Source organism: Hyphomicrobium sp. 1Nfss2.1 (assembly GCF_965243865.1).
GTDB lineage: Bacteria > Pseudomonadota > Alphaproteobacteria > Rhizobiales > Hyphomicrobiaceae > Hyphomicrobium_A.
Window position 1 is genome coordinate 2,999,741 of the sequence record NZ_OZ251603.1, and the last position, 21,620, is coordinate 3,021,360.

At 64.2% G+C, this 21,620-nt stretch carries 21 protein-coding genes; 7 read left to right on the forward strand and 14 right to left on the reverse strand.

Annotated features, from left to right (window positions below; genetic code table 11):
* Positions 1-166 precede the first annotated feature (166 nt).
* Positions 167-352, forward strand: coding sequence for a 50S ribosomal protein L32 (rpmF, locus tag ACP15D_RS14565; RefSeq protein ID WP_072371181.1), 186 nt, complete (start codon positions 167-169; stop codon positions 350-352).
* Between the two features lie 127 nt (positions 353-479).
* Entirely contained in the window at positions 480-890 is a 411-nt protein-coding gene (locus ACP15D_RS14570) for a hypothetical protein (RefSeq protein WP_424958164.1), read from the forward strand.
* 92 nt (positions 891-982) lie between these two features.
* Here ACP15D_RS14570 and phaR read toward each other — a convergent pair whose 3' ends face one another.
* Entirely contained in the window at positions 983-1,603 is a 621-nt protein-coding gene (gene phaR, locus ACP15D_RS14575) for a polyhydroxyalkanoate synthesis repressor PhaR (RefSeq protein ID WP_424958165.1), read from the reverse strand.
* Between the two features lie 238 nt (positions 1,604-1,841).
* Between phaR and ACP15D_RS14580 the strand changes: the two genes are divergently transcribed.
* Both ACP15D_RS14580 and phbB read left to right on the forward strand, forming a co-directional pair.
* On the forward strand, positions 1,842-3,029 hold the full coding sequence (locus tag ACP15D_RS14580) for an acetyl-CoA C-acetyltransferase (protein WP_424958166.1): 1,188 nt from the start codon (positions 1,842-1,844) through the stop codon (positions 3,027-3,029).
* Positions 3,030-3,124: 95 nt separating this feature from the next.
* On the forward strand, positions 3,125-3,853 hold the full coding sequence (phbB, locus tag ACP15D_RS14585) for an acetoacetyl-CoA reductase (RefSeq protein WP_424958167.1): 729 nt from the start codon (positions 3,125-3,127) through the stop codon (positions 3,851-3,853).
* Between the two features lie 77 nt (positions 3,854-3,930).
* On the opposite strand, the gene ACP15D_RS14590 is transcribed toward phbB, so the two are convergent.
* The 3 genes from ACP15D_RS14590 to gloB form a co-directional block, all read right to left on the reverse strand.
* On the reverse strand, positions 3,931-5,766 hold the full coding sequence (locus ACP15D_RS14590) for an NYN domain-containing protein (RefSeq protein WP_424958168.1): 1,836 nt from the start codon (positions 5,764-5,766) through the stop codon (positions 3,931-3,933).
* A 209-nt stretch (positions 5,767-5,975) separates the two neighbouring features.
* Positions 5,976-6,410 carry a cupin domain-containing protein gene (locus tag ACP15D_RS14595; protein WP_424958169.1) on the reverse strand — a complete coding sequence of 145 codons (435 nt, stop codon included), beginning with the start codon at positions 6,408-6,410 and terminating at the stop codon, positions 5,976-5,978.
* 5 nt (positions 6,411-6,415) lie between these two features.
* Complete coding sequence (gloB, locus tag ACP15D_RS14600) at positions 6,416-7,186, reverse strand: hydroxyacylglutathione hydrolase (RefSeq protein ID WP_424958170.1); 771 nt, start codon at positions 7,184-7,186, stop codon at positions 6,416-6,418.
* 148 nt (positions 7,187-7,334) lie between these two features.
* Between gloB and ACP15D_RS14605 the strand changes: the two genes are divergently transcribed.
* On the forward strand, positions 7,335-8,093 hold the full coding sequence (locus tag ACP15D_RS14605; protein ID WP_424958171.1) for a methyltransferase domain-containing protein: 759 nt from the start codon (positions 7,335-7,337) through the stop codon (positions 8,091-8,093).
* On the opposite strand, the gene ACP15D_RS14610 is transcribed toward ACP15D_RS14605, so the two are convergent.
* From ACP15D_RS14610 to ACP15D_RS14630, 5 genes are all read right to left on the reverse strand, one after another.
* A complete protein-coding gene (locus ACP15D_RS14610) occupies positions 8,075-8,404 on the reverse strand; it encodes a hypothetical protein (protein WP_424958172.1) in 330 nt (109 codons plus the stop codon). The two genes, ACP15D_RS14605 and ACP15D_RS14610, sit on opposite strands and share 19 nt — an antisense overlap.
* Positions 8,405-8,523: 119 nt before the next feature.
* Positions 8,524-11,985 carry a chromosome segregation protein SMC gene (smc, locus tag ACP15D_RS14615; protein ID WP_424958173.1) on the reverse strand — a complete coding sequence of 1,154 codons (3,462 nt, stop codon included), beginning with the start codon at positions 11,983-11,985 and terminating at the stop codon, positions 8,524-8,526.
* A 57-nt stretch (positions 11,986-12,042) separates the two neighbouring features.
* The gene (locus ACP15D_RS14620) at positions 12,043-12,843 is read right to left on the reverse strand and encodes a DsbA family protein (protein ID WP_424958174.1); all 801 of its coding nucleotides are present in this window, start codon (positions 12,841-12,843) and stop codon (positions 12,043-12,045) included.
* Positions 12,844-12,854: 11 nt separating this feature from the next.
* Positions 12,855-13,487: a DsbA family protein gene (locus tag ACP15D_RS14625; protein ID WP_424959241.1), complete on the reverse strand. Its 633-nt coding sequence runs from the start codon at positions 13,485-13,487 to the stop codon at positions 12,855-12,857.
* 207 nt (positions 13,488-13,694) lie between these two features.
* Positions 13,695-14,252, reverse strand: a complete 558-nt coding sequence (locus ACP15D_RS14630; protein ID WP_424958175.1) for a DUF721 domain-containing protein — start codon at positions 14,250-14,252, stop codon at positions 13,695-13,697.
* An 87-nt stretch (positions 14,253-14,339) separates the two neighbouring features.
* On the opposite strand from ACP15D_RS14630, the gene mutY reads away from it, so the two are divergent.
* On the forward strand, positions 14,340-15,446 hold the full coding sequence (gene mutY / locus ACP15D_RS14635; RefSeq protein ID WP_424958176.1) for an A/G-specific adenine glycosylase: 1,107 nt from the start codon (positions 14,340-14,342) through the stop codon (positions 15,444-15,446).
* 40 nt (positions 15,447-15,486) lie between these two features.
* On the opposite strand, the gene ACP15D_RS14640 is transcribed toward mutY, so the two are convergent.
* From ACP15D_RS14640 to ACP15D_RS14660, 5 genes are all read right to left on the reverse strand, one after another.
* Positions 15,487-16,506 carry a DUF937 domain-containing protein gene (locus ACP15D_RS14640; protein ID WP_424958177.1) on the reverse strand — a complete coding sequence of 340 codons (1,020 nt, stop codon included), beginning with the start codon at positions 16,504-16,506 and terminating at the stop codon, positions 15,487-15,489.
* Between the two features lie 74 nt (positions 16,507-16,580).
* Positions 16,581-18,665: an acyltransferase family protein gene (locus tag ACP15D_RS14645; RefSeq protein WP_424958178.1), complete on the reverse strand. Its 2,085-nt coding sequence runs from the start codon at positions 18,663-18,665 to the stop codon at positions 16,581-16,583.
* A 274-nt stretch (positions 18,666-18,939) separates the two neighbouring features.
* A complete protein-coding gene (locus tag ACP15D_RS14650) occupies positions 18,940-19,287 on the reverse strand; it encodes a septal ring lytic transglycosylase RlpA family protein (RefSeq protein WP_424958179.1) in 348 nt (115 codons plus the stop codon).
* A gap of 227 nt (positions 19,288-19,514) precedes the next feature.
* Positions 19,515-19,799, reverse strand: coding sequence for a hypothetical protein (locus tag ACP15D_RS14655; RefSeq protein WP_424958180.1), 285 nt, complete (start codon positions 19,797-19,799; stop codon positions 19,515-19,517).
* A gap of 23 nt (positions 19,800-19,822) precedes the next feature.
* Complete coding sequence (locus ACP15D_RS14660) at positions 19,823-20,683, reverse strand: Ku protein (protein ID WP_424958181.1); 861 nt, start codon at positions 20,681-20,683, stop codon at positions 19,823-19,825.
* A gap of 440 nt (positions 20,684-21,123) precedes the next feature.
* On the opposite strand from ACP15D_RS14660, the gene ACP15D_RS14665 reads away from it, so the two are divergent.
* Entirely contained in the window at positions 21,124-21,390 is a 267-nt protein-coding gene (locus ACP15D_RS14665) for a hypothetical protein (RefSeq protein ID WP_424958182.1), read from the forward strand.
* The last annotated feature ends 230 nt before the right edge of the window (positions 21,391-21,620 follow it).

Below are 21,620 nucleotides of genomic sequence, written 5' to 3' on the forward strand. Positions count from 1 at the left end.
CTCCCATTAGAATGTCGGTATAAGGCGCGCCCATGTGCCCGGCGGGGTGAACCCTGCGCCGGGCTGTGCAACGGAAATTTCCCACAAACGGGGTTTCGGCGGGCCTTAGCGCCCGAGCGGGGCGAATTTAGCCCTGTCCCCGGAAAAGACTACGGAGTTTAGGACTATGGCAGTTCCGCGGAAGAAGGTTTCCCCGATGAAGCGCGGGCAGCGCCGCTCGCACGACGCGCTCAGCGCGCCGGCCTACGTCGAGGACAAGGAGTCGGGCGAGCTTCGCCGTCCCCACCACATCGATCTGAAGACCGGCAAGTACCGCGGCCGTCAGATTCTCGAGCCGAAGGCCGACGTCTAAAAAAGGCCCTGACGGCAGGGGACATTGCGCCGATGCTCGGGGGGTATTCGGCGTTGCAGCAGCAAGGCCCCCGTGGCAATAGATTTGTCATAGCCCGGCCACACGCGCCGAACAGGGGGACTGCGTAATGTCGCTTAGGTCGCTGCCGTCAATCATCCTCGCGTTCATTCTGTATAACGTCGTGGTCTTCGTTTCCGGCGGCACCGACGTGCTGAAGTCTTCGCTGTTCGAATTGAACATGCTGAGCGGCGGCGTTTGGCAGTTCACGGTCGGCGATCTCATCGTTCTGCTGACCCTGTTCCTCCTCTTCGCCGAGATCGTGAAGTCGACCTACACGTCGACGTCCTCGCTCGTCGATCACGGCTTGTCGATGATCGTGTTCATCCTGTGCATCGTCGAGTTCCTTCTCGTCCCGCAGGCTGCGACGTCGACGTTCTTCCTCATCATGGTTGCGACCGCCATCGACGTTATTGCCGGCTTCACCATCGGCATCCGCGTCGCCCGCCGCGACCTCGCTATCGGCGGCGCGATCGACTGATCGCGCAACACCGCGGCAAGCGCTGAGAATGAAAAAGCGACCGTCAATGCGGTCGCTTTTTTGATTCCGACTTCGGCGTCAGCGCGGAAGGATCAGTTGTCGCCCGAAAGCTTGTCGATCTTCTGCTGCATGTTCGCAAGCTGGGCCTTGAGCTCTGTGATCTCGCTGGCTTCACCGGCTTTCGCCGCGGGCTTCTCGCCCTCGGTGCGCATCTTGCCGGTGCCGGGCACGCCCGTGAAGGGGCTCCACATCGAAAGCGCCTGCTCGAACATCTGCATGTTCTTGCGCGCCTGGTCCTGATAGACCTCGAACGCAGCGGTCGGGTTCGAGAATGCCGTGGCGAACTGAGCCCGGATCTTCTCCTGCTCCTTCACAAGGTTCTCTAGGCTGAACTGCAGGTAGCCCGGGACCATGCGTCCGATGCTGTCGTCGTAGAAGCGAATGAGCTGGCGCAGGAACGGCACGGGAAGCAGCGTCTGACCGCCCTGCCGGTTCTCCTGCTCGACGATGATCTGCGTGAGCACCGAATGCGTGAGGTCGTCGCCCGTCTTCGCGTCGTAGACGACGAAATCCCGGTCCGACCGCACCATCGCCGCCAGATCCTCGAGCGTGACGTAGGTGCTCGTCTCAGTATTGTAGAGTCGCCGGTTGGCGTATTTCTTGATGACAACCGCTTCTCTTTTGTCGGCTGGCGCGTCGGGTTTGTTCAACATTGCTGGGCCGTTGCAGAAGATTTTTGCACTGCGGCAGCGTAACACACCCCCGCCCACTGGTGCCAGCCGTTTGTGTTGACCGCCGCAGTCATTTGGCGCATTAGCTGGCGGCAAGCCTAAGCTTTGGTAATACGTGGTTTATGCACCGCGGCCAGCCGGGCCCCTGAAAACGGGCACCGTCGCCTCGGCGCTAGCCCGATCTATAAGAATCCGCATGCTCGAGGAGGAGCCTTTACGGATGAGCGACGACAACACCATCGTCATTGCCAGTGCGGCACGCACCCCAGTTGGCTCGTTCAACGGCGCCCTCGCTGGTCTCCCCGCTTCCAAGCTCGGTGAGATCGTCATCAAGGCCGCTCTCGAGCGCGCCAAGGTCGAGCCGGGCGACGTCTCGGAAGTCATCCTGGGACAGGTACTGATCGCCGGTCAGGGCCAGGGCCCGGCCCGCCAGGCTGCCATCGGCGCCGGCGTTCCCGTCGACGCCCCCGCTTGGGGCGTGAACCAGATTTGCGGCTCGGGCCTGCGCGCGGTCGCACTCGGCGCCCAGCAGATCAAGGCGGGCGACGCCAGCATCGTCGTGGCCGGTGGCCAGGAGAGCATGAGCCAGTCGATGCATGCTTCCCACATGCGCAACGGCACCAAGATGGGCGACGTCAAGTTCGTCGACACGATGGTCAAGGATGGCCTCTGGGATAGCTTCAACAACTATCACATGGGCACCACGGCCGAGAACGTCGCGCGCCAGTGGCAGATCACCCGCGAGGATCAGGACAACTTCGCCGTCGCCTCGCAGAACAAGGCCGAGGCCGCGCGCAAGGCCGGCAAGTTCAAGGATGAGATCGTCCCCGTAGTCATCAAGGGCAAGAAGGGCGACACCGTCGTCGACCAGGATGAGTACATCAAGGACGGCGTCACGCTCGACAGCATCGCCAAGCTGCGCCCGGCCTTCGACCCGAAGGAAGGCACCGTCACCGCTGCCAACGCCTCTGGCATCAACGACGGCGCTGCCGTTGTGGTGTTGATGACGGCGGCCGAGGCCAAGAAGCGCGGTATCGAGCCGCTCGCGCGCATCGTGTCGTGGGCCCAGGCCGGCGTTGATCCCTCGATCATGGGCACCGGCCCGATCCCCGCCGCCAAGAAGGCGCTCGAGAAGGCCGGCTGGACCGCTCAGGACCTCGACCTCGTCGAAGCCAACGAGGCCTTCGCCGCCCAGGCCTGCGCCGTGAACAAGGGTCTCGGCTGGGACACCGACAAGGTCAACGTCAACGGTGGCGCTATCGCCATCGGGCACCCGATCGGCGCTTCCGGCGCCCGCGTGCTGACGACGCTGGTGCACGAGATGAAGCGCCGCGACGCCAAGAAGGGCCTCGCCACGCTATGCATCGGCGGCGGCATGGGCATCGCCATGTGCGTCGCGCGCGACTGACAGAGGTTCGTCGAAATCCGCTCCGGCCCTTAGTGGCCGGAGCGCCCGCCCACCCCTGATCAAATCAACAAGAGACCATCCGAGGGAGGTTTTTCATGGCTCGTGTCGCCCTGGTGACGGGAGGTACGCGCGGTATCGGCCACGCCATTTCCGTCGCTCTCAAGAACGCTGGCTACCGCGTTGCTGCCAACTACGCCGGCAATGACGCCGCTGCGCAGCAGTTCCAGGCCGAAACCGGCATCCCCGTGTTCAAATGGAACGTTGGTGATTTCGACGCTTGCGCCGCCGGCATCGCCCAGGTGACGAAAGAGGTCGGCCCCGTCGACGTGCTGGTGAACAACGCCGGCATCACGCGCGACGCCATGCTTCACCGCATGACGAAGGAGCAGTGGAACGAGGTCATCAACGTCGACCTCGACAGCCTCTTCAACATGTGCCGTCACGTCATCGACGGTATGCGCTCGCGCAACTTCGGCCGCATCATCAACATCTCGTCGATCAACGGCCGCAAGGGCCAGATGGGCCAGACCAACTACTCCGCGGCCAAGGCCGGCACGCACGGCTTCACCAAGGCCCTCGCTTACGAGAGCGCCGCCAAAGGCATCACTGTCAACACCATCGCACCTGGCTACATCGCCACCGAGATGGTCGCCGCGGTGCCTAAGGAAGTTCTCGACACCAAGATCATCCCGCAGATCCCCGTCGGCCGCCTCGGCGAGTCCGAGGAGATCGCGCGTGCGGTGGCCTTCCTGGCATCGGACAACGCCGGCTTCGTCACCGGTGCCTGCCTCGACGTCAACGGCGGTCACTACATGGCGACCTGATCGGTCGCATTAATCGCCAAAAGAAAATGGCCGGGCATTTGCCCGGCCATTTTTGTATCAGCTTCTCGCTCGGCGCCTCAGCCTCGAAGGCGCGTGCGGATGATCCGCGGATAATCATCGCCCTGGTCGGCGTTGCCCTGCGGCTGCGCCTCGCCATAGTTCCACCAGCGCTCCTGTTGTCCGCCTTCGCCCATCCCGCCGCCGACAGCCTGCTGCATAGGCTCCTGCGGAGCAACCATTGCGCTCATGGTCTGCGGCTGACGCGATGGTGCAGGCTGACCACCCGCAACATTGCGCTGCGGTTGCTGCTGCGAAACCGGAGCGGCGAACCACGCTTCGATCAGATCGAGCTCGTCGGCCGAAAGGTTGAGCCCTTGGCCACGGCAGCGCGCCACCACGAAGTTGCGGAACCGCGAAGCAAAGAGGCTCGCCGATGCGCCTTGGTCGAACCAGGGATCGGCTTCGCTCACCACATCGAGCACGAAGCGAACGTCGTCGCGCCGGATGTCGATGCCATGGTTCTCCGCCCGCTTGACGATGTTCGTCAGCGTCTGCTGGCCGGCGAGACCATTGGCGCCGATCTCCTGCGCCATCACATCGAACAGCGTGCGATAGTCCTGCGGTGACAGCGTCGGCGCCTGGCTTGCCTCATGAATGCGTGCGATCGACTGCTGGATCGCAGCGGCGCCCTGCGCGGTCCGCTGCGGCTGCGGTTGCGGTGCACCCGCGTTCGCTGCGGGCCGCACCTGCATCGGCTGGCCCATCATCGGATCGGCATGCATCGGTCCCATCGGAGCGCGCTGCATCGGAGCCTGCAACTCGGGCGCAGGGCCAGCCGGACGTGCACCGGACTGGGCACCAAGCAACGGCGCCAGTGCACGCTGCATCATCGAAGGCTCGCCCCGCATCGTCTCGGACGGTGCAGCCGGCGCCGCAGGCTGCGGACGCACGTCTGCGCGAGGGGTGTCGATGCGTGCCTCTGCACGCGACTCCACACGCTTCTCGATGCGCGGAGCTTCGTCCTGGATCGCGCGGTTGGCGTCATAGACGAAGTACGGTGGCTGACCGGTCAGGCGGATATCGTCCGGCAGCCCGCGCGACAGCAGATCACGGAAGCTCCCCGTGCCGCCCCATGCCGAGCCGACCGTCTTGTCATGTCCGAGCGCGCGCACGCAGCGATCGGCCAGAGCCTCGAGCGCCAGCGGCTGGTCTGCCGTGCGCACGGCCGTTGCCACCTCGGCGAGGATTTCGCTGCGCACCGTCTCGATCGAAGCTGCGCTCGGCAGTGCCGCCTGTTCGCCGCGACCCTGATTGCGGTTCGGAAGCTGTCCATCGATCAACAGCGACAGGAAGTCGGCTTCGCGGATCTCCGCGTCGCAGATCGCCGTATACGGCGTCGCCGTGTGATCGTTGGAGAACACCACCGTGCGACGCGCATGCGAGCGCAGGCGATGCAACACAGGTGTGAAGTCGGCATCGGCCGACAGGATCACGAACTCATCGAAGCGCGTGTCGTGCGTGAGCAAGTCGCGCACGTCCATCACCATGCGGATGTCCGCGGAGTTCTTGAGCTGCTGCGTCAGCGGCGGGCAGTCGACCACCTCGAAGCCCGCGCGCAGGAAGTGATGGCGCACGAACGGGAACGAGCTCATGTCGGTCGAGTTGTCGCTCTGGTTCCGACGTGGCACCGGATTGCCATAGCAGCGGCTGATGGCGATGCGGCGCTCCACATCGAGAGCCGGCGTATTCGTCGGCGTCATCAGCGCACCGGACGCAATCTCCTTGAGCCAGAGACCGGCATCCTTCGAGAAGCGTTTGGCTGCTTCCTCGTTCTTGCGCTTCAGAGAAAGGTAGACGTTGTCGTAATCGACGAACACCGTGGTCAGAATTGGCCCTGATGACTCGCGCTTCATAACCGGCATCCCCCGCGTGGCCGTAGGAATATTGAGTTGCAACGACTCTTTGGTGAGTCGCGGGGATGCGGCAACCGTCGCTCCTTCAAGCTCAGGGGAAAACTCTGCGAGATCGGTCGCTTAGCAGCTTTTGTGGCTGAGCATTAGTGGTGGAAAACTCGATTATGAGCTTTGCGCGCAACAGCCGTTTGCGCCGCCCATGCAACACCCTAAGCTTCGGGCGGAGCAAAACTTTTCGGCGCCAGCTCGAACGATTCGAACTGGAATCCAGGCGCCACCGTGCAGCTAACTAATGTCCATGCGCCCAGACTCTTCGCACTCTGCCAAAACCCCGGAGGAACAACGCCCTGCGGACGCTCCCCGGCGGCAAGATTTGCGCTCAAGACCGACCTGCTGGCGAGCCCGTCCGGCGGTGCGATCGACAACTCCAGCGGCGCCCCCGCATGCCACAGCCACACCTCGGCTGCATCGACCCTGTGCCAGTGCGAGACTTCCCCCGCAGCGAGCAGAAAATAGATCGCCGTTGAAGCTGCGCGCTTCCCATCGCCGCGATCATCGCGAAACGTCTCGCGATAGTGCCCGCCTTCCGGGTGCGGCTTCAGATCGAGCAGTCGGATGATCTCTTCTGCGCTGGGCTCGGCCATGCGGATCAGCTCTTGTTCTTGCGTTCGCGGATCGCCGCAAATACGTGCCAGTCAGGCGCGTACAGCATTCCGAGCTTCGCCCGAATCGCGGTGACGTTCGGGCGCAGGAACGGATTTGTCTCCAGCTCGCGATCAAGCCGCGTCGGCAGCGTCGGCTTCCCCTGATCCCGCAACAGGTCGACTTCCTTCGCGCGGTTGACCAGCGCGAGGTTGTCCGGCTCCAGCGTCAGCGCAAATCGCGCATTCGCCTGGGTATATTCATGTCCACAGTAAATCTCGGTGTCGGGGGGCAGCCGCATCAGCTTCTGCAGCGATCGCCACATCACCTCGGCCGTGCCCTCGAAGACGCGCCCCGCGCCGAGCGCAAACAGCGTATCGCCAACGAATGCCACCTTCGCGTCCGGTATCCAGTAGGCGATGTGCCCGATCGTGTGCCCCGGGGTCTCGATAACTTTGACGTCGAAATCTCCGAACCTGATGACGTCGCCATCCGTAACCTCGACGTCGATGCCCGGAATGCGCTCAGCCTCTGCGGCCGGCCCATAGATGGTGCACCCCGTCGCCTCTTTGAGGGCGAGGTTGCCGCCCGTGTGATCGCCATGGTGGTGTGTCACGAAAAGGTGCGTCAGCGTCCATCCCTTGGCCTCGAGTTGCGCCAGGACGGCCTTGGCATCCGGCGCATCGATCGCAGCCGTAACCCCGGCCTCAGGATCGTGAATGAGGACGCCATAGTTGTCGGAAAGACAAAGGAATTGCTCGATTTCGAGCTTCGGCATAACGACCGGCTCTCTTCATTGCTATGTCGGGCGACGCTAAGAGGGTATCCGCGCGCCGTCATTAAGACAACGCGTAGCCCAAGGCGAGGCTTGAAATGCCGCGCAGAGACGTCAGATTGGCTGGCAACGCGAAGGGTCCCGAGACAGCATGCTGCTCGACGTCGATGAACTGCAGGAATTTTACGGAACGCCGCTTGGCCAGACGGTGCGCCGCCTGCTGGCCCATCGCATTCGCGCGCGCTGGCGCGGCCTGCAGCAATCGACGCTGATCGGTCTTGGTTACTCATCGCCCTACCTCGGCGCCTTCCGCGGTGAGGTGCGCCGCCTGGGCGCGCTCATGCCCGACAGTCAGGGCGCGGTTCGCTGGCCGCGCGAAGGCGCGTCCCACACGGTGCTCGTCGATGATGACCGTCTGCCGCTGCCCGATGGCTCGGTCGATCGGCTCCTCGTCGTGCACTGTCTGGAGGTGGCCGAGCACACCCGGCACCTTCTGCGCGAGATGTGGCGTGTACTCGCGCCCGAAGGACGCGTCATCCTCGTCGTCCCCAATCGCCGCGGTGTGTGGGCGCGGCTCGACAACACGCCGTTCGGACAAGGCCGACCCTACAGCCGGCGTCAGCTCGACCACTTGCTCATCGGCGCGATGTTCTCGCCGCTCGATTGGGGCGGCGCGCTCTATTTCCCGCCGCTCGGCCGCCGCATGCTGCTCCGCTCATCCACTGCGTGGGAACGCGTCGGCGAAGGCATATCGCCAGCCTTCTGCGGCGTGCTCATCGTCGAGGCTAGCAAGGAACTCGTCGCCCCGATAGGCAAGCCGATGAGGGCGCGCGCGCTCCGCAATCCGGTTTTGCAGCACCTCGGCGCCCGCCGCGACGGCTCACCGCGCGATCAGTCCACGTCCACGTAGCCCGGCACGCCGCCGCACTCGGCAATCATCGTATCGACCGTGCGCCCCGCGTTCGACTTGAGCGCCAGATCGTCGAGGCAGGCGATCATGTCGTCGGGGTTCATCTCGCCCTTGTATGGAAATTTGCCAGCCTCGAAGATCATGTCGCCGGCCCGGTCCTTGACGATTTCCGGAGCCTGACGCCAGTCGTGCGCTTTGCCGCGGATCAGGTCCGCCGCCGCTGGCGTCGCCTCTTCGAGGCTGCGAACATAGCCTTCGGCATGTGCCTGGCCCGCAAGCATCAGTGCTGCCGCGATCAATGCGAACCGCATCGCTTTTCTGTCCCTGATTGTTTCTGGCTGAACGCTGGAGTGCTTCCGGAAAAGTGGAAGCCGGTTTTTCGATAAGAAGCACGACAAAACAGAGTGCGACGCTACCAACAGAGCGGCGATCAGCCCGCCTCGCGGTAACGCTGCGCCGTCTGCAGATCGACCGACACGAGCTGCGATATGCCCTTCTCCGCCATCGTCACGCCGAACAGCCGGCTCATGCGCGACATCGTCATCGGATGATGCGTAATGACGAGGAACCGCGTTGCCGTCTCGTCCGCCATGCTTTCCAGCAGCCGGCAGAAGCGATCGACGTTGGCGTCGTCCAGCGGCGCATCGACCTCGTCCAGCACGCAGATCGGCGATGGGTTGGTGAGGAACACCGCAAAGATCAGCGACATAGCCGTCAGGGATTGCTCGCCGCCCGAAAGCAGCGACAGCGTCGCCGGCTTCTTGCCCGGCGGCTTGGCGATGATCTCAAGACCACCTTCCAGCGGATCATCGCCCGCGATCATCTCGAGCCGCGCTTCCCCGCCGCCGAACAGCGTCGTGAACAGCCGCCCGAAATGCGTATTCACCGCCTCGAACGCCTCGTTCAGCCGCTTGTGCGCTTCGCGATTGAGCTGGCCAATGGCGCTGCGCAGCTTGGCGATCGCGTTCTCGACGTCGGCCTTCTCCGTTTCGAGCCCTGCCGATTGAATGCTCAGCTGCTGCAACTCGTCATCGGCCGCGAGATTGACACCGCCGAGACGCTCGCGGTCGCCCTTCAAGTTCGAAAGCTTGCGCTCGACGTCCGGCAGCGCCGGCAGTCTCTCCCCCACGGGAAATTGCGCCATCTCCAGGCAACCTTCCGGCGCGACGCCGAGGTTCTCCCGGATGAGGCGCGAAACATCCTGTCGACGCGTGCGCGCCGCTTCCAGCTTCGCTTCCGTACGTGCACGCCCTTCGCGCGCTTCCGACACCGCATTTTGTGCCGCCCGTAACGCCTGCACGCTGGCGCGCAGCGCCCTATCGGCTTCCGCCAGCGCGTCGGCCGCAACCTGCCGCTCGCGCTCCGCGTCCGACAACGCGCTCATCAGCTTGCCGCGCTTTTCCTCCAGCATCGCCGGAATGTCTGCAAGGCTCTCCAACTCGGTCTTGGTTTCGCTGAGACGCGTTTTCAACGTTGCAATCTGCCGCTCGGCTCCCGATGAGCGGATCGTCCACCGATCGCGTTCGATGCCGATGGCCGCACCGCGGTCGGCCCGCGCGCGCCGCTCGCGCTCGATGTCGCCAACTGCGCCACGCGCCTCCGCAACCGTTATCCGCTGCACCGAGGCTTCGCTCTTGGCCGCATTGAGTGACGGCTCGAGATTCTCGGCCGTCGCCAGAGCCTCGACACTTGCTTCCGCTTCCGCCAGCGCTTCCTGCGCCGCTTTCAGCTCTTCTTCTGCGCGCGCCCGCGCACCCGAAACGGTAGCGAGCTTGGCTTCCGTTTCGCGCGCGGCACGCTCGATCGTGGTGAGGCTCTCGCGCGTCTTCGCCAGCATCGCCTGCGCCTCGCGGCCGAGCTGCCGCAGACGCTGTTCCTCGGAGCGCGCTGCCGCCAGCGCCTGCGCCGCCGCCTGCTCGGCCTCAGCGGTGGAGGCAGCGGCCGTGCGCGCCTCTGCTTCCTCCAGCTCCAGCGACGACAGCCGGTTGCGTTCCGCTAGGCGCTGTGCCGCCGGCGTCACGCCTTCGGCGGCGGCCGTGAATCCATCCCAACGCCAAAGATCGCCCGCACGCGTGACGAGCCGCTGTCCGGGCTTCAGCGAAGGTTGCAGCTTGTGCCCGTGCTCGCGCCCGGCGACGACGCCCGTCTGGCGCAAACGCCGGTCGAGTTCCGGCGGCGCCTCGACGCGGGCCGCAAGCGGCTCGACACCCGCGGGCAGCGCCGGATCGGAACGCGGCACATCCACATGGCGCCAGTGCACGGCCGCCTCTTCGGCGGCAGGCACTTCCAGGTCATCGCCCAGTGCCGCGCCGAGCGCCGCTTCGTATCCGGGCGCCACGCGCATGCGATCGACGACCGGCGGATACTGCGTCGGCTGATTGCCGATCAGCAGCTTCACCAGCGTCTCGCGCTCGGTGCGCAGAGACGCGAGCCGCAGCCGCGCCTTGCTGCTTTCTTCGCGCGCTTCGTCAGAAGCAACGAGCAGTGTGCGCGCGTTGTCCTCCGCGGCAAGCGACTGCACCTCGAACTTCGCGATCTGGTCGGCGAGCTGCTGCCCTGCCTCGGTGATTTGTTGCAGCTTGTGCGCGTCCGGCGCCCGCGCCATGATCTCGCGCGCCTGCGCTTCGAGTTCGCCAAGCTGCCGTGTCAGCTTCTCTACCGTCCATTGGCGCTCGCTGACGCTGGCCTCCGCGCTCTGCTTGCGCGCCCGGTGCTCGGCAACTTTCGTGGTCAGTTCAGCAAGCCGCGCTTCCGTCTCGGCGAGGATTTCCTCCGCCTCTTCCAGACGCTCGCGCGCTGCCCGTTCCTTGTCGCCAGCTTCGACCTCCGCTGAGGCCAGATCTTCGATCTCGATTTCGAGATCGCCGAGGATCTGCTGCGCTTCGGCGATCAGCGCTTCCTCTCGCGCGGCGTCGGCAGCAAGCTGCTCGGCGCGTGCTCTAAGCTCGCGCTCACGCTCTGCGACGCGCTCGGCCTCCTGCTCGAAATTCTCCTGCTCGATGCGCAACCGGCTGAGGATTGCCGCGCGCTTGGCTTCTTCCTCGCGCAGCGGGGCCATGCCCTCCGCCAGTCGTGCTTCTTTGACCAGCGCCTGCGATTCCGCTTCTGTTGCTGCTGCCTGCAACGCCACGGCGTCGCGCAATGCCGCTTCCTCGCTATCGACGTGGGCCTGCGCGTCGATCCACGAGAGGTGACCCAGCAGCGCCTCCTGCCGGCGGATCGCCTCGGAAATCTCCTTGTAGCGTCGCGCGGCCCGCGCCTGCCGCTTCAGGCTCTCGACCTGCGTGTTGAGCTGACCCAGCACATCGTAGAGGCGTGCAAGATTGGCTTCGGTTGCCTTTAGGCGCAATTCCGCCTCATGTCGGCGGCTGTGCAGCCCGGCGACACCCGCGGCGTCCTCCAGGATGCGCCGCCGCTGTTCCGGCTTCGCGCTGACGATCTCGGCAATCTGCCCCTGCCGCACCAGTGCCGGCGAACGTGCGCCCGTCGCCGCATCCTCGAACAGGATTTTCACGTCGCGCGCCCGCGCCTCGCGTCCATTGATGCGATAGGCGCTGCCCGCTTCGCGCTCGATGCGCCGCGTGATCTCGATGTGATCGGCGTTGTTGAATTCAGCCGGCGCCCGCCGCGCCGTATTGTCGAGGAAGATCGTCACCTCGGCCGAGTTGCGTGCCGGACGCCCGTTCGTGCCCGAGAAGATGACGTCGTCCATCGCCGCCGCGCGCATGCTCTTGTGCGAGGTCTCGCCCATCACCCAGCGGAGCGCTTCGAGCAGGTTCGACTTTCCGCAGCCGTTCGGGCCGACGACGCCGGTCAATCCGGGCTCGATCAAAAGCTCGGTCGCTTCGACGAACGATTTGAAGCCCAGAAGCCTGAGGCGCGTGATCTTCATAGCGGTTCCCAAGCGCAGACGGCCTGCGCCACAACACGAATGGGCTGCTGTGAACGACTAGCGCGGCGTATCAGCCGATGCCGTGGCACGCGCTGCCACGAGCGGTCCGACCATGGCACGAATGTCTTCGATCGAGAGCTCTTTCTTCACGAGCTTGTTCCCGACAAAGAAATTCGGAGTGCCGATGACGCCGAGCGTGCGTCCGCGGTCTTTCACCCACTTCAATCCCTCGATCATGGCTTGATTCTCGCGGCACGCATCGAACTGCGCACGCGTCATCCCCACTTGCGAGGCGACTTTGAATATAGGGTCGAGCCGCACCTCCTGGGAGACCCAGGATGGCTGTTGCTCCATGAATTTACCAAACAAAGTCAGGTGCTTGTCTGGAGCTGCGCAGCGCAAGGCGATGGTCGCCGCGCCGGACGTCTTTCCGATCGGGAACTCGCGCAGGATGTAGCGCACCTTGCCCGTATCGATGAATTCCTTCTTGAACGCCGGATACGTCGTCATATGGAAGTGCCGGCAGTGCGGACACGTCAGCGATGCGTATTCGACGATCGTCACCGGCGCATCCGCGCGCCCGAAGCTCATCTCCGGCAGCGAGCCGGTTTTCATGACGTCGGCGAGCGTAGGGTCCGCGATGACCTCGCGGCCGCCCGTCGCCCGCTCGTTGGGATCGGCGAACGGATTGAAACGTTCCTCCGCCTTGCTCCCCTCTGAAGACGCAAAAGCCGAGCCGGCACCGCCGGCATCGGCCTGTTCTGGCGTCAGCGCCGTCGTGTTCACCAAGGAGCTGCCCCCGCATCCTTGCAGCGAGGACAGCACCAAGAGTGCGGCGAGGACGCTCGCCTTTTTCACGATTGCCCCGCTCAGCTCTTGGCCAGCATCGGCTCGATCATCGCGTCGAACTTCTCCATCGTCGGCGCGCCATCGAGCTTCTTGCCGTTGATGTAGAACGTCGGCGTCGCGCTGACGCCGAGCACTTCGCCGGCGCGCGTGCGGCCAGCGGTGATCTCATCCAGAAGCTTCTGGTCGGTCAGGCACTTGTCGAACGATTCCTGCGTGAAGCCCGCCTGCTTGGCGATCTCGAACAGCCGCGGCACGGGGTTGCCCTCGCCGAACGCCCACTCGTTCTGCTTCTCGAACAACACCTCGATAAGCGAGAAGGCTTTGTCTTCGCCGGTGCAGCGCGCCAGCATCGAGGCGGCCGCGGCAAGGTTGTCGAGCGGGAATTCACGGAACACGTAGCGCACCTTGTTGGTGTCGACGTACTTCTTCTTGAACTCCGGCCACACGTCCTTGGTGAAATGCGCACAGTGACCGCACGTCATCGACGCGTACTCGACGACCGTAACCTTCGCGTCCTTCGGGCCGAGCGCTAGGTCAGGCAGGCCGACCGGCTTCATCAGCTCTTCCACCGAAACTTCGGAAGGCCCGCGCGACTGGGCGAGGGCCGGCAGCGCAGCAGCGCCAATGGCGCCGACGCACAGAACGGCGAGCACGCTACGCCGCGAAAGCTCAAATCGGCCAAACGAGGACTTCGATGCGGACACGTGTGTGCTCCTTGCCTAATTCACGACGCCTTCTGCGGGCGCGGGGTTCCACCCCGCACTACCACGCTATCGGGCGTCGGAATAAGGCAAAACGCGCCGCCGTCCAAGTGAATGAAGCGTAAGTTTGGTTCGTTTCAGGGGATTGAGGGCGCCCGCTCAGCGGGTCTCGCCGCGCCGCAGCAGGCCCGCCTTGAGTGCTGTTAACGCCGTGCGCAGCCGCTCGTCGCCCACTCCGGACAGCTCCGGCGCTGAAATCTGCGATACCGGCCCCGTTGCAACTGGGGAACGCCGAGCGGGCCGCTCCGGCAATGGCGCCTGCAGGATGCGCAGCTCCGCCACGGCCCGATAGCCGAAATGACCGTTGATGCGCTCGATCAATTGCTGAGCCCGGTACTGCACGTCGAGCGCCCGGGCCGGATCCACCCGCACGATCAGCGTAGCGCCTGGACGGCCTGAATCCGTCTCGTCCGCCTCGGCGCCGAAATCCACCCCCCGCGGCCACTTCAGCCGCTCCGGCAAGGTGTAGCTGGCAACCTCTTTGCCGACGATCACCGCCCAATCGGTGATCAGTGCCGCCGCCGCGAACCCGTACTTCTCGAACGCCTTATGCGTTAGCTTCGGCACGTAGCTGCCGACCGCCCGCGCCGATATGAACCCCTGCCCGCGAGTGCGCGGCGGATACGATCGGCGAAACTGTGGTGCGGTGACAGCCATGTGAGGAACCCGGGCTAGGACGTATCCAGCGATGACTTCGACGATTACCATCAAGGGATCGATTCGCGGGCGCCGGGAGATCATCCCTTGACTGCTGTTGCGAGAAAGCAACTGCCGCTACGGCCGGCCGGCCCCGATACGGTGGACGCGCTGCTCGCTTGGTATGACGACGAGCGCCGCGATCTGCCATGGCGCGTCGCCCCTGGAAAGCGCGCCAATCCCTACCGCGTCTGGCTCAGCGAGATCATGCTGCAGCAGACCACGGTAAAGGCCGTCATCCCGTTCTACCTACGCTTTCTCGTCCGCTGGCCGACTGTGGAAAAACTCGCCGCCGCGCCGCTCGACGACGTTCTCGCCGCCTGGGCCGGCCTCGGCTACTACAGCCGCGCCCGCAATCTGCATAAGTGCGCGGTCGTCGTCGCCACCGAGCTCGGCGGCAAATTCCCATCCACCGTCGCCGAACTGCAGAGGCTGCCCGGCATCGGCCCCTACACAGCCAACGCCATCGCAGCCATCGCCTTCGGTGAGGCGGCAACTCCGGTCGATGGCAACGTCGAGCGCGTCGTCGCGCGCCTCTTCGCCGTGCGCCAACCGCTGCCCACGGCGAAAACCGAACTGAAGCGCCTCGCCGCGACCCTCACCCCGCCGCGCCGCGCCGGCGATTTTGCGCAGGCCATGATGGATCTGGGCGCGGGCATCTGCACGCCCAAGCGTCCATCGTGTCTCGTTTGTCCCGTGCAGCAGGACTGCGCCGCTTCGGCCCACGGTATCGCCGAGCAATTGCCGATGCGCCTCGAGCGCGCCGAGCGTCCGCAGCGCGTCGGCTACGCTTTCGTCGCCCTGCGTGAGGATGGCCATGTGCTGCTGCGCAAGCGCGCCGAAGCCGGTCTTTTAGGCGGAATGCTGGAAGTACCCGGAACCCACTGGGGCGACCTTCTTCCTCCGGTAAAAGAGGCGCTCCGCACCGCGCCCGTGCGCGCTGACTGGTGGGCGGTGCCGGGCACGGTGGTGCACGTCTTCACCCACTTCCGGCTGGAGGTCGTCGTCTATCGCGCTCTGGTGCCGAATAATGCAACGCTGAACTTCTGGGCCGAGCCCGATCGCTGCCGGTGGGTGGCGCGACGCGACATGCACGGCGCCGCCATTCCCAGCGTCATGCGCAAGATCATCTCCCACGCCTTGAGCGAGACCTAGCGGACGCTCGCCGTCAGCAAGCGTCCGCAGATGCGATCCCTCACTGCGGCTTCATCGCCCCCTGAGCTTCCGGCAGCTGCTTCACCTGCGCTTCATCGAGCGTCAGAACCACGCCGTCGGGGCGCGTCTCCTGAATTTCATTCGCGGTGATGTGATAGCGCCGGTCGCCCACGCCCAGGAACGTGCCGCCGTCGAAGTAGATGTCGGTGATCTTGTCGTCCGCGCCACGCTTGATCTGGGCAATCTCGCCGACTTTCTCATTGTTTCGGCTGAAGATGGGGCGCCCGATCCAACGCGACTCATCGGCGGCAGTAACGGTCAGATCGCGTGCTCCGGGAGCCTGCATCGGTGTCTCCACCGCGGAGGGCGCATTGGCAACCGTCGTCGTCTCGTGCGGGCGGCCGAACAGGTACCAGGCCAATGCGCCGAGCGCGACCACCGCGAGTGCCGGCGCGACCCAACCCCACTGCGAACGATCATCCGCACGCGTGCGGCTCATACCCGTCACGCTCGTTGGCTGCTCGAGAATTCCGGCGTCGCTGAGCTGCCGCGCAAACCCGGATGGGAGCGCGCGCGAGATGTTACCTGCCTGTGACTGCAGCATATTCGCCAGACCCGAAGCGCTGAGACCGCTCGTCCGCTGCTGCTGCCCGAGCACGCCCAGCACCATCGGACCGAGCAAGCCGATGAGGCCCTTCGATGCACCTTCGCCGATGCCGGAATAGCGCCCCAGCGACTGCGCGAGCGTCGACACCGTATTCCCGCCCAGCAACGACGAAATTGCGCCGAGCCCCATATCCATCGCATCGCGTTGGCTAGCAGGTCCGCTATTGGCAAAATCGGCGAGCGCTCCCGGCTGAACTTGCGAGGCAGCGTCGGCCAATCTCGTCGCGCCGCCCGGTTTGTTCACCAGCGACATGAACGCTGCCAGCAATCCTGGCACGCCGGCCGAAACAGCTTTCTCGATCATCGACTGGTCGATGCCGAGCGCTTGGGCGACGCGCGATAGCAGTTCGGGGGTAAGTAGCTTGGCAACGCTCGCAACCAGATTAGTCGACATGTGGCTCTCCCTTTGAGGATGAACTTTTGCCCGTTCGGGAGTGGAGCGAGTGTTGGCGCCAGTCTCCTGCGGGTTCATCGCCCGCCGTCGTGGCACACCGGATTTAATGCACTGTTGCTCGAGCAACTTCGATCTAACGAGAATGCCGAGCTATTTGTCTTGGCCTTCGGGATAGCTCCGGTGACGATCGCGTCACCCGCTGCGGGCTCTGGCGCGGGAGATGGAGCGATAGCTCGCCTGAACGCATCCGCCATAAGCATTGCGCCATTGCGGCCGATGTGGTCGTCGTCGCGATAGATTGGCCGCCCGTCTAGCCATCCAAGACAACGCGTCGGGCCGCAAAGATACTGTGAGACCGGCATGATCTCGACCTCGGGCCTTTCGGCGGCGACCGATTGCAGGATCGGCAGGTAATATGACCGCTGCTGTTCGTACGCGCTCCGATCGAGGCCGATACCGCCGCCGGCGCCAGCCTCTCCCCATACGTGCATCAGCCGCGCCGCCGCTTTTGGATCGAGCTCCGTCCCCGTAGGCACGTCTTCGAACAGCACGAGGCTGCGGCCCGGCAGCGCTTCCGTCAGCCGCGAAAGCCCCCGCGCTAGAGATGTCCTGTTATAGGCGCGGCCGGAGCCATCGTATCCCGCATCTCGGAATTCCAGCTTTCTGAATTGCCGCTCAGGGCTCACATGCAGGCCCCAGTAACAGACGACCACAACGCGCTTGACCTGCGGAGCCTTCGCCATCAGCGCGATGAAGTCCGGCATCGGCCGGCTATAGTCCGGGTTTCGGATCTCAGTAACTCCCGGCAGCGGACAAAACCCGGGCGCCCAGACGAAATATCCTGCTTGGCCGATGTCGGCTGCCACCTTGAAAACGGCCGGGGCTACCGCGTTGGCGTGGCTGTCACCAACCAGCACGAACGATGGCGTTCGTCCCTTCGCCCCGAACACGCAATAGCTGCCGCCGCTGTCCGTCGAAATACCCCGATCGACGCATTCGAGCGGCGGTGACCTTTCTGATTTGGCCAGAACCGCAGTCGTCTCCGGCGACAGGCGCTGGGGTAGTCCGCCGCTGAGCCACGCGATGCACGCCGCCGCGCCAACAAGCGCGGCGCCGCCCCCTAGAGCGCGCGACAAGTTGGGCAACGGCCAAGCGCGGGCCGGCCGCTCGACGAAATAGTAGCTGCCGGTCGAGAGGATAAATACCAAGCCGAGCGCCAGCGCCGTTTGCACGGCATCGAGTTCGCCGCCGTTCGCGTAGCGTGCGAAAACCAGCACCGGCCAGTGCCACAGGTAGAGCGCGTAGGAGATCAGCCCTATCCACACCAACGGTCGCCACGCCAGCGCCGGCGTGAGCGCCGATGGCCGCTGGCCGGCCCAAATCATCATCGCCGCGCCTCCCACGGGCACGAGAGCTGCGACGCCCGGGAACGCTGTACTCTCGCTGAACGTGACCGCGGCGGCGAGGATCAAGGCAAGTCCGCACAGACTTGCCAGCGCAGCCGTGCTGGAGGAAGCCGGTCGCCCAAAAAGCCGGACGGCTAAAAGCGAGCCAGTCGCCAGCTCCCACGCTCGCGCCGGCAGCAGGTAGTAAGCCGCAAGCGGGTCGGTGAAGGTCGTAATCGCGCTGATGGTCACCGACGCCGCAAACACAGCCATCAGTGCGGCGATAGTCGCGCCGCGCCACGGCAATCTCGCCAGCGCCAGAAGGAAAATGGGGTGGATGAGATAGAACTGCTCTTCGATCGCCAGGGACCACGTGTGCAGCAGCGGCTTCAGATGGCCGGCCGTATCGAAGTAGCCGGACTGGTCCTGAAACAGAAAATTGGAGACGAAGAAAATTGCCGCCACGGCACTCTCGGCCGCCCTCGCCAGATCCTGCGGAATGAATAGAACCATCGCCGCCGCGAGAGAGGTCGCGATGACGAGCAGCAGCGCCGGCAATATTCGCCGCGCCCGTCGCGCGTAGAACTCCGCAATCGAGAAGGTGGCGCGCTCACTCAAAACGATGGACGTGATCAAATAGCCGGAAATAACGAAGAACACATCGACGCCGACATACCCGCCCGGAACAATCGCAAAATCGAAATGAAACAACAAAACAATGACGACGGCCACCGCGCGCATGGCGTCGATATCGGATCGGTAAGCCAAAGCCACCGGCGCCCCCCGGATTTATTCGCCCTCGCCAGCTCCTTCGCTACGCAAAACCGAGCCTCACACCCCGATAATCTACGTTTGTCCGACGACCTCCCAAAACGCCAGTTTCGAGTTTTCACCCTCTAACTGACGTTCACCTGACCGGACCTGCTCATCCGGCCCGGCCGCGACCACAATGAACAAAAAAGGCCCCCCGGAAATGAACCGGGAGGCCTCTTTTCCCTCGGCATTGCACCGAGTAGGCAGAAGCCCGAGAGCTTCGCCTTTCTGTCCGTTACTTGCGGCCCTTGCCGACGACAGCGACTTCGACGCGCTGCAGGCCGGAGAAGCCGAGCGCGTTGGCCGCGCCCTTGGACAGATCGATAATGCGGCCTTTCACGAACGGCCCGCGATCCACGACCGTGACGATCACGGATTTGCCAGTGCGGAGGTTCTTGACGCGCAGCTTGGTGCCGAATGGGTGGCTACGGTGCGCGGCAACCATGGCGCCCGAGCTGTAAGAGCGTCCGCTGGCCGTTGTCGACAGGTCGGAATAGTGCGAGGCGACTCCGGTTTGAGCATGGGCGGCTGCGAACGGCAGCACGACCGCGGCGGCGAGCATTCCAGCGCGTAGGGCTTGCATGTGAACTCCCTCGGTTGTTGCAGAAGGGGGCTTCGTTGCATCCCAAACGCAGAAAGGGAATAGGAAGTTCTTTCAAAGAGTTGAAACGATTGGCAATATACTTTCTGTTAACCAGAGGCAGCCCCGCTGCAATGCGGTTTGATCGCCTTTTGTACGAGTGATCACGAAATTGCACTTAACGCTGTCCATTAAGTATCGCGCTCATGCAAAGCGTGCCGGCGGATGCTTCAGCGCGACTTTCGCCGCGCGTTGGCCACCCCGTCGTTGGCCGGAATCTGCCGCGTGGACTGTTTCAGCGCTTGCCTGAGCGAACTCGGACGGCCGTGCTTCTTCAAGAGGTCGCGAAACGCTTCATCCGCGAGATCCTGCATGTCCTTCATGGAGTCGCGCCCCAGCAACTCCAGCGCTTGCAGAGTTTCAGGATCGAAGCTGATCAGTTTGCGTGGATCGCGCTCCGGCCGAGGCGGTACTTTGCTTTTGCCGCCGCTCCCTGCCGCTTTTTTCGAAGCCATCGCACGCTGCTCCGGCGAGAAGATCAGGCGCGCTTCTTCGCGCTGCGCCGGGTAGCTGGTGCGCGCCGGCTCGCGGTTTTCGTGCTCTTCGGCTTGCCGCCGCTGCCCTCGCCGATCGACTTGCGCAACGCCGACATCAGGTCGATCACCTTGGCTCCGCCCGGCGAAACCTCCTCGTGCGGCGCCTTGATCTTCTGGCCCTTCATCTTCTTGTTGATGAGGTCGTGCAGCGCTGTGGCGTAGTGATCCTCGAACTGATCGGGTGTGAACTTGCCGGCCTTGCGATCAATCAGCTCCACCGCGAGATCGACCATCTCTTTGTCCGGCTTCAGCGAAGGCACGGCATCGAAGAAGTCGGCCGGCTCGCGCAGCTCGTTTGCGTAGCGCAGCATTTCCATCAGCAACCCGTCGCCGAGCGCCGTGATCGCCACCAGCCATTCGCGCCCGCCGATCGTCAGCTGGGCGAGACCCGCCTTGCCGGTCTTCTTCAGCGCATCGCGAATGACGACGTAGCCTTCCGCCGAGTGCTTGTCGGCTGGCGTGATGTAGTAGGGGCGCTCGAAGTAGCGCGGGTCGATTTCGGTAGCGTCGACGAACTTGACCAGATCGATGGTCTTTTTGCTCTCGAGCTTCACCGCCTCGATCTCTTCCGGCTCGAGCGTGATGTAGGTGTCCTGATCGACTTCGTAACCCTTGACGATGTCGGAGCTCTTCACCTCGCCGACGCCCTGCACCGTCTTGGTGTAGTTGATGCGCCGCCCCGAGGGCTTATGGATCTGCCTGAAGGAGATTTCCGATTTCGTCTCGACGGCGTTGTAGAGCTCGACCGAGATAGAAACGAGGGAGAGCCGGAGGAAGCCCTTCCAGTATGCACGCGCGGCCATAGTAAGCTCCGCAACTCAGGGGAAACGCGGCCCCTACTTTATGACGCCAATCATAACAGAAAAGTTCCTGACGCGGAGGATTGCTGCGCGTAAGCAGCGGCCGGTCTCTGCTGGCTCCATCTCGGGCGCCCGGGTCGAGTGACGGATAGTTGCCTCGCCGGGCGCGTGGCGACCGGCGCACGGACCTCGGGTTCGAAGGACCTCATGGGAAGTTCGAACGAGGGCCGATGAGCATCCCGTGTGCCCTTGTCCCCGCCCCCGCACGGTCCATCTCGCACTTGCGAACGCTCCCTTGTGACGCCCGTTCCGCTGCGCATTGCCCGCAATGCGTGGCATTGCAGTCACCCTTAGTTAAGCGTCCGTTGTTACCTTCTCAAAATGAGGCGGACCCGGGGGGAACGATGTTCCGTGGTCCTTATTCAGGATCAACGAGGCGAATAATGCGGATTACCCTTGCACTTGGCTCGGCGGCCTTCGCGGCGCTGGCCTTCATCGCTGTCCCACAAGCCCCCGCCAAGGCCGAGTTCTATCGCACCCCGGCGGGCGAGGTGAAGTACCGCCGCCCGGACCAGAACAACGCTACCGGCCCCTACCTCTTCTATTATCGCGGCTACGCCTACCCGTACTACCCGGGCCTCGCCTACCGCGAGCGCACCGGCGAGCTGCGCCCGACCGACGTGCCGCAGCGCGAGCGCGTCCAGCGCTAATCGGGCAAACGCCCTCTAGCTGACACCATGGCCGCCTTCGCGGCCATGAACCGTCGCGTCTGCCCCAGCTGTCATCCTCGGGTCCCGAGGATCCAGTGCAGCAACTTCGCGGACCGAGCCGGCTGGGCGATAGATCCTCGGCATAAAGCCGACGATGACAAAGCCGGTAGACGCAAGTCACCTGGCCGTACAGCGGCAAGGGCGCAAGGCGCCCCCGATCGTCCGAGCGC

Coding starts and splice junctions, on each gene's coding strand:
- ACP15D_RS14650 (WP_424958179.1), bottom strand. CDS start 19,287: ATGCAAGCCCTACGCGCTGGAATGCTCGCCGCCGCGGTCGTGCTGCCG.
- ACP15D_RS14660 (WP_424958181.1), bottom strand. CDS start 20,683: ATGGCCGCGCGTGCATACTGGAAGGGCTTCCTCCGGCTCTCCCTCGTT.
- ACP15D_RS14570 (WP_424958164.1), top strand. CDS start 480: ATGTCGCTTAGGTCGCTGCCGTCAATCATCCTCGCGTTCATTCTGTAT.
- ACP15D_RS14580 (WP_424958166.1), top strand. CDS start 1,842: ATGAGCGACGACAACACCATCGTCATTGCCAGTGCGGCACGCACCCCA.
- ACP15D_RS14605 (WP_424958171.1), top strand. CDS start 7,335: ATGCTGCTCGACGTCGATGAACTGCAGGAATTTTACGGAACGCCGCTT.
- ACP15D_RS14595 (WP_424958169.1), bottom strand. CDS start 6,410: ATGGCCGAGCCCAGCGCAGAAGAGATCATCCGACTGCTCGATCTGAAG.
- gloB (WP_424958170.1), bottom strand. CDS start 7,186: ATGCCGAAGCTCGAAATCGAGCAATTCCTTTGTCTTTCCGACAACTAT.
- ACP15D_RS14590 (WP_424958168.1), bottom strand. CDS start 5,766: ATGAAGCGCGAGTCATCAGGGCCAATTCTGACCACGGTGTTCGTCGAT.
- smc (WP_424958173.1), bottom strand. CDS start 11,985: ATGAAGATCACGCGCCTCAGGCTTCTGGGCTTCAAATCGTTCGTCGAA.
- ACP15D_RS14665 (WP_424958182.1), top strand. CDS start 21,124: ATGCGGATTACCCTTGCACTTGGCTCGGCGGCCTTCGCGGCGCTGGCC.
- rpmF (WP_072371181.1), top strand. CDS start 167: ATGGCAGTTCCGCGGAAGAAGGTTTCCCCGATGAAGCGCGGGCAGCGC.
- ACP15D_RS14610 (WP_424958172.1), bottom strand. CDS start 8,404: ATGCGGTTCGCATTGATCGCGGCAGCACTGATGCTTGCGGGCCAGGCA.
- ACP15D_RS14640 (WP_424958177.1), bottom strand. CDS start 16,506: ATGTCGACTAATCTGGTTGCGAGCGTTGCCAAGCTACTTACCCCCGAA.
- ACP15D_RS14630 (WP_424958175.1), bottom strand. CDS start 14,252: ATGGCTGTCACCGCACCACAGTTTCGCCGATCGTATCCGCCGCGCACT.
- phbB (WP_424958167.1), top strand. CDS start 3,125: ATGGCTCGTGTCGCCCTGGTGACGGGAGGTACGCGCGGTATCGGCCAC.
- ACP15D_RS14655 (WP_424958180.1), bottom strand. CDS start 19,799: ATGGCTTCGAAAAAAGCGGCAGGGAGCGGCGGCAAAAGCAAAGTACCG.
- phaR (WP_424958165.1), bottom strand. CDS start 1,603: ATGTTGAACAAACCCGACGCGCCAGCCGACAAAAGAGAAGCGGTTGTC.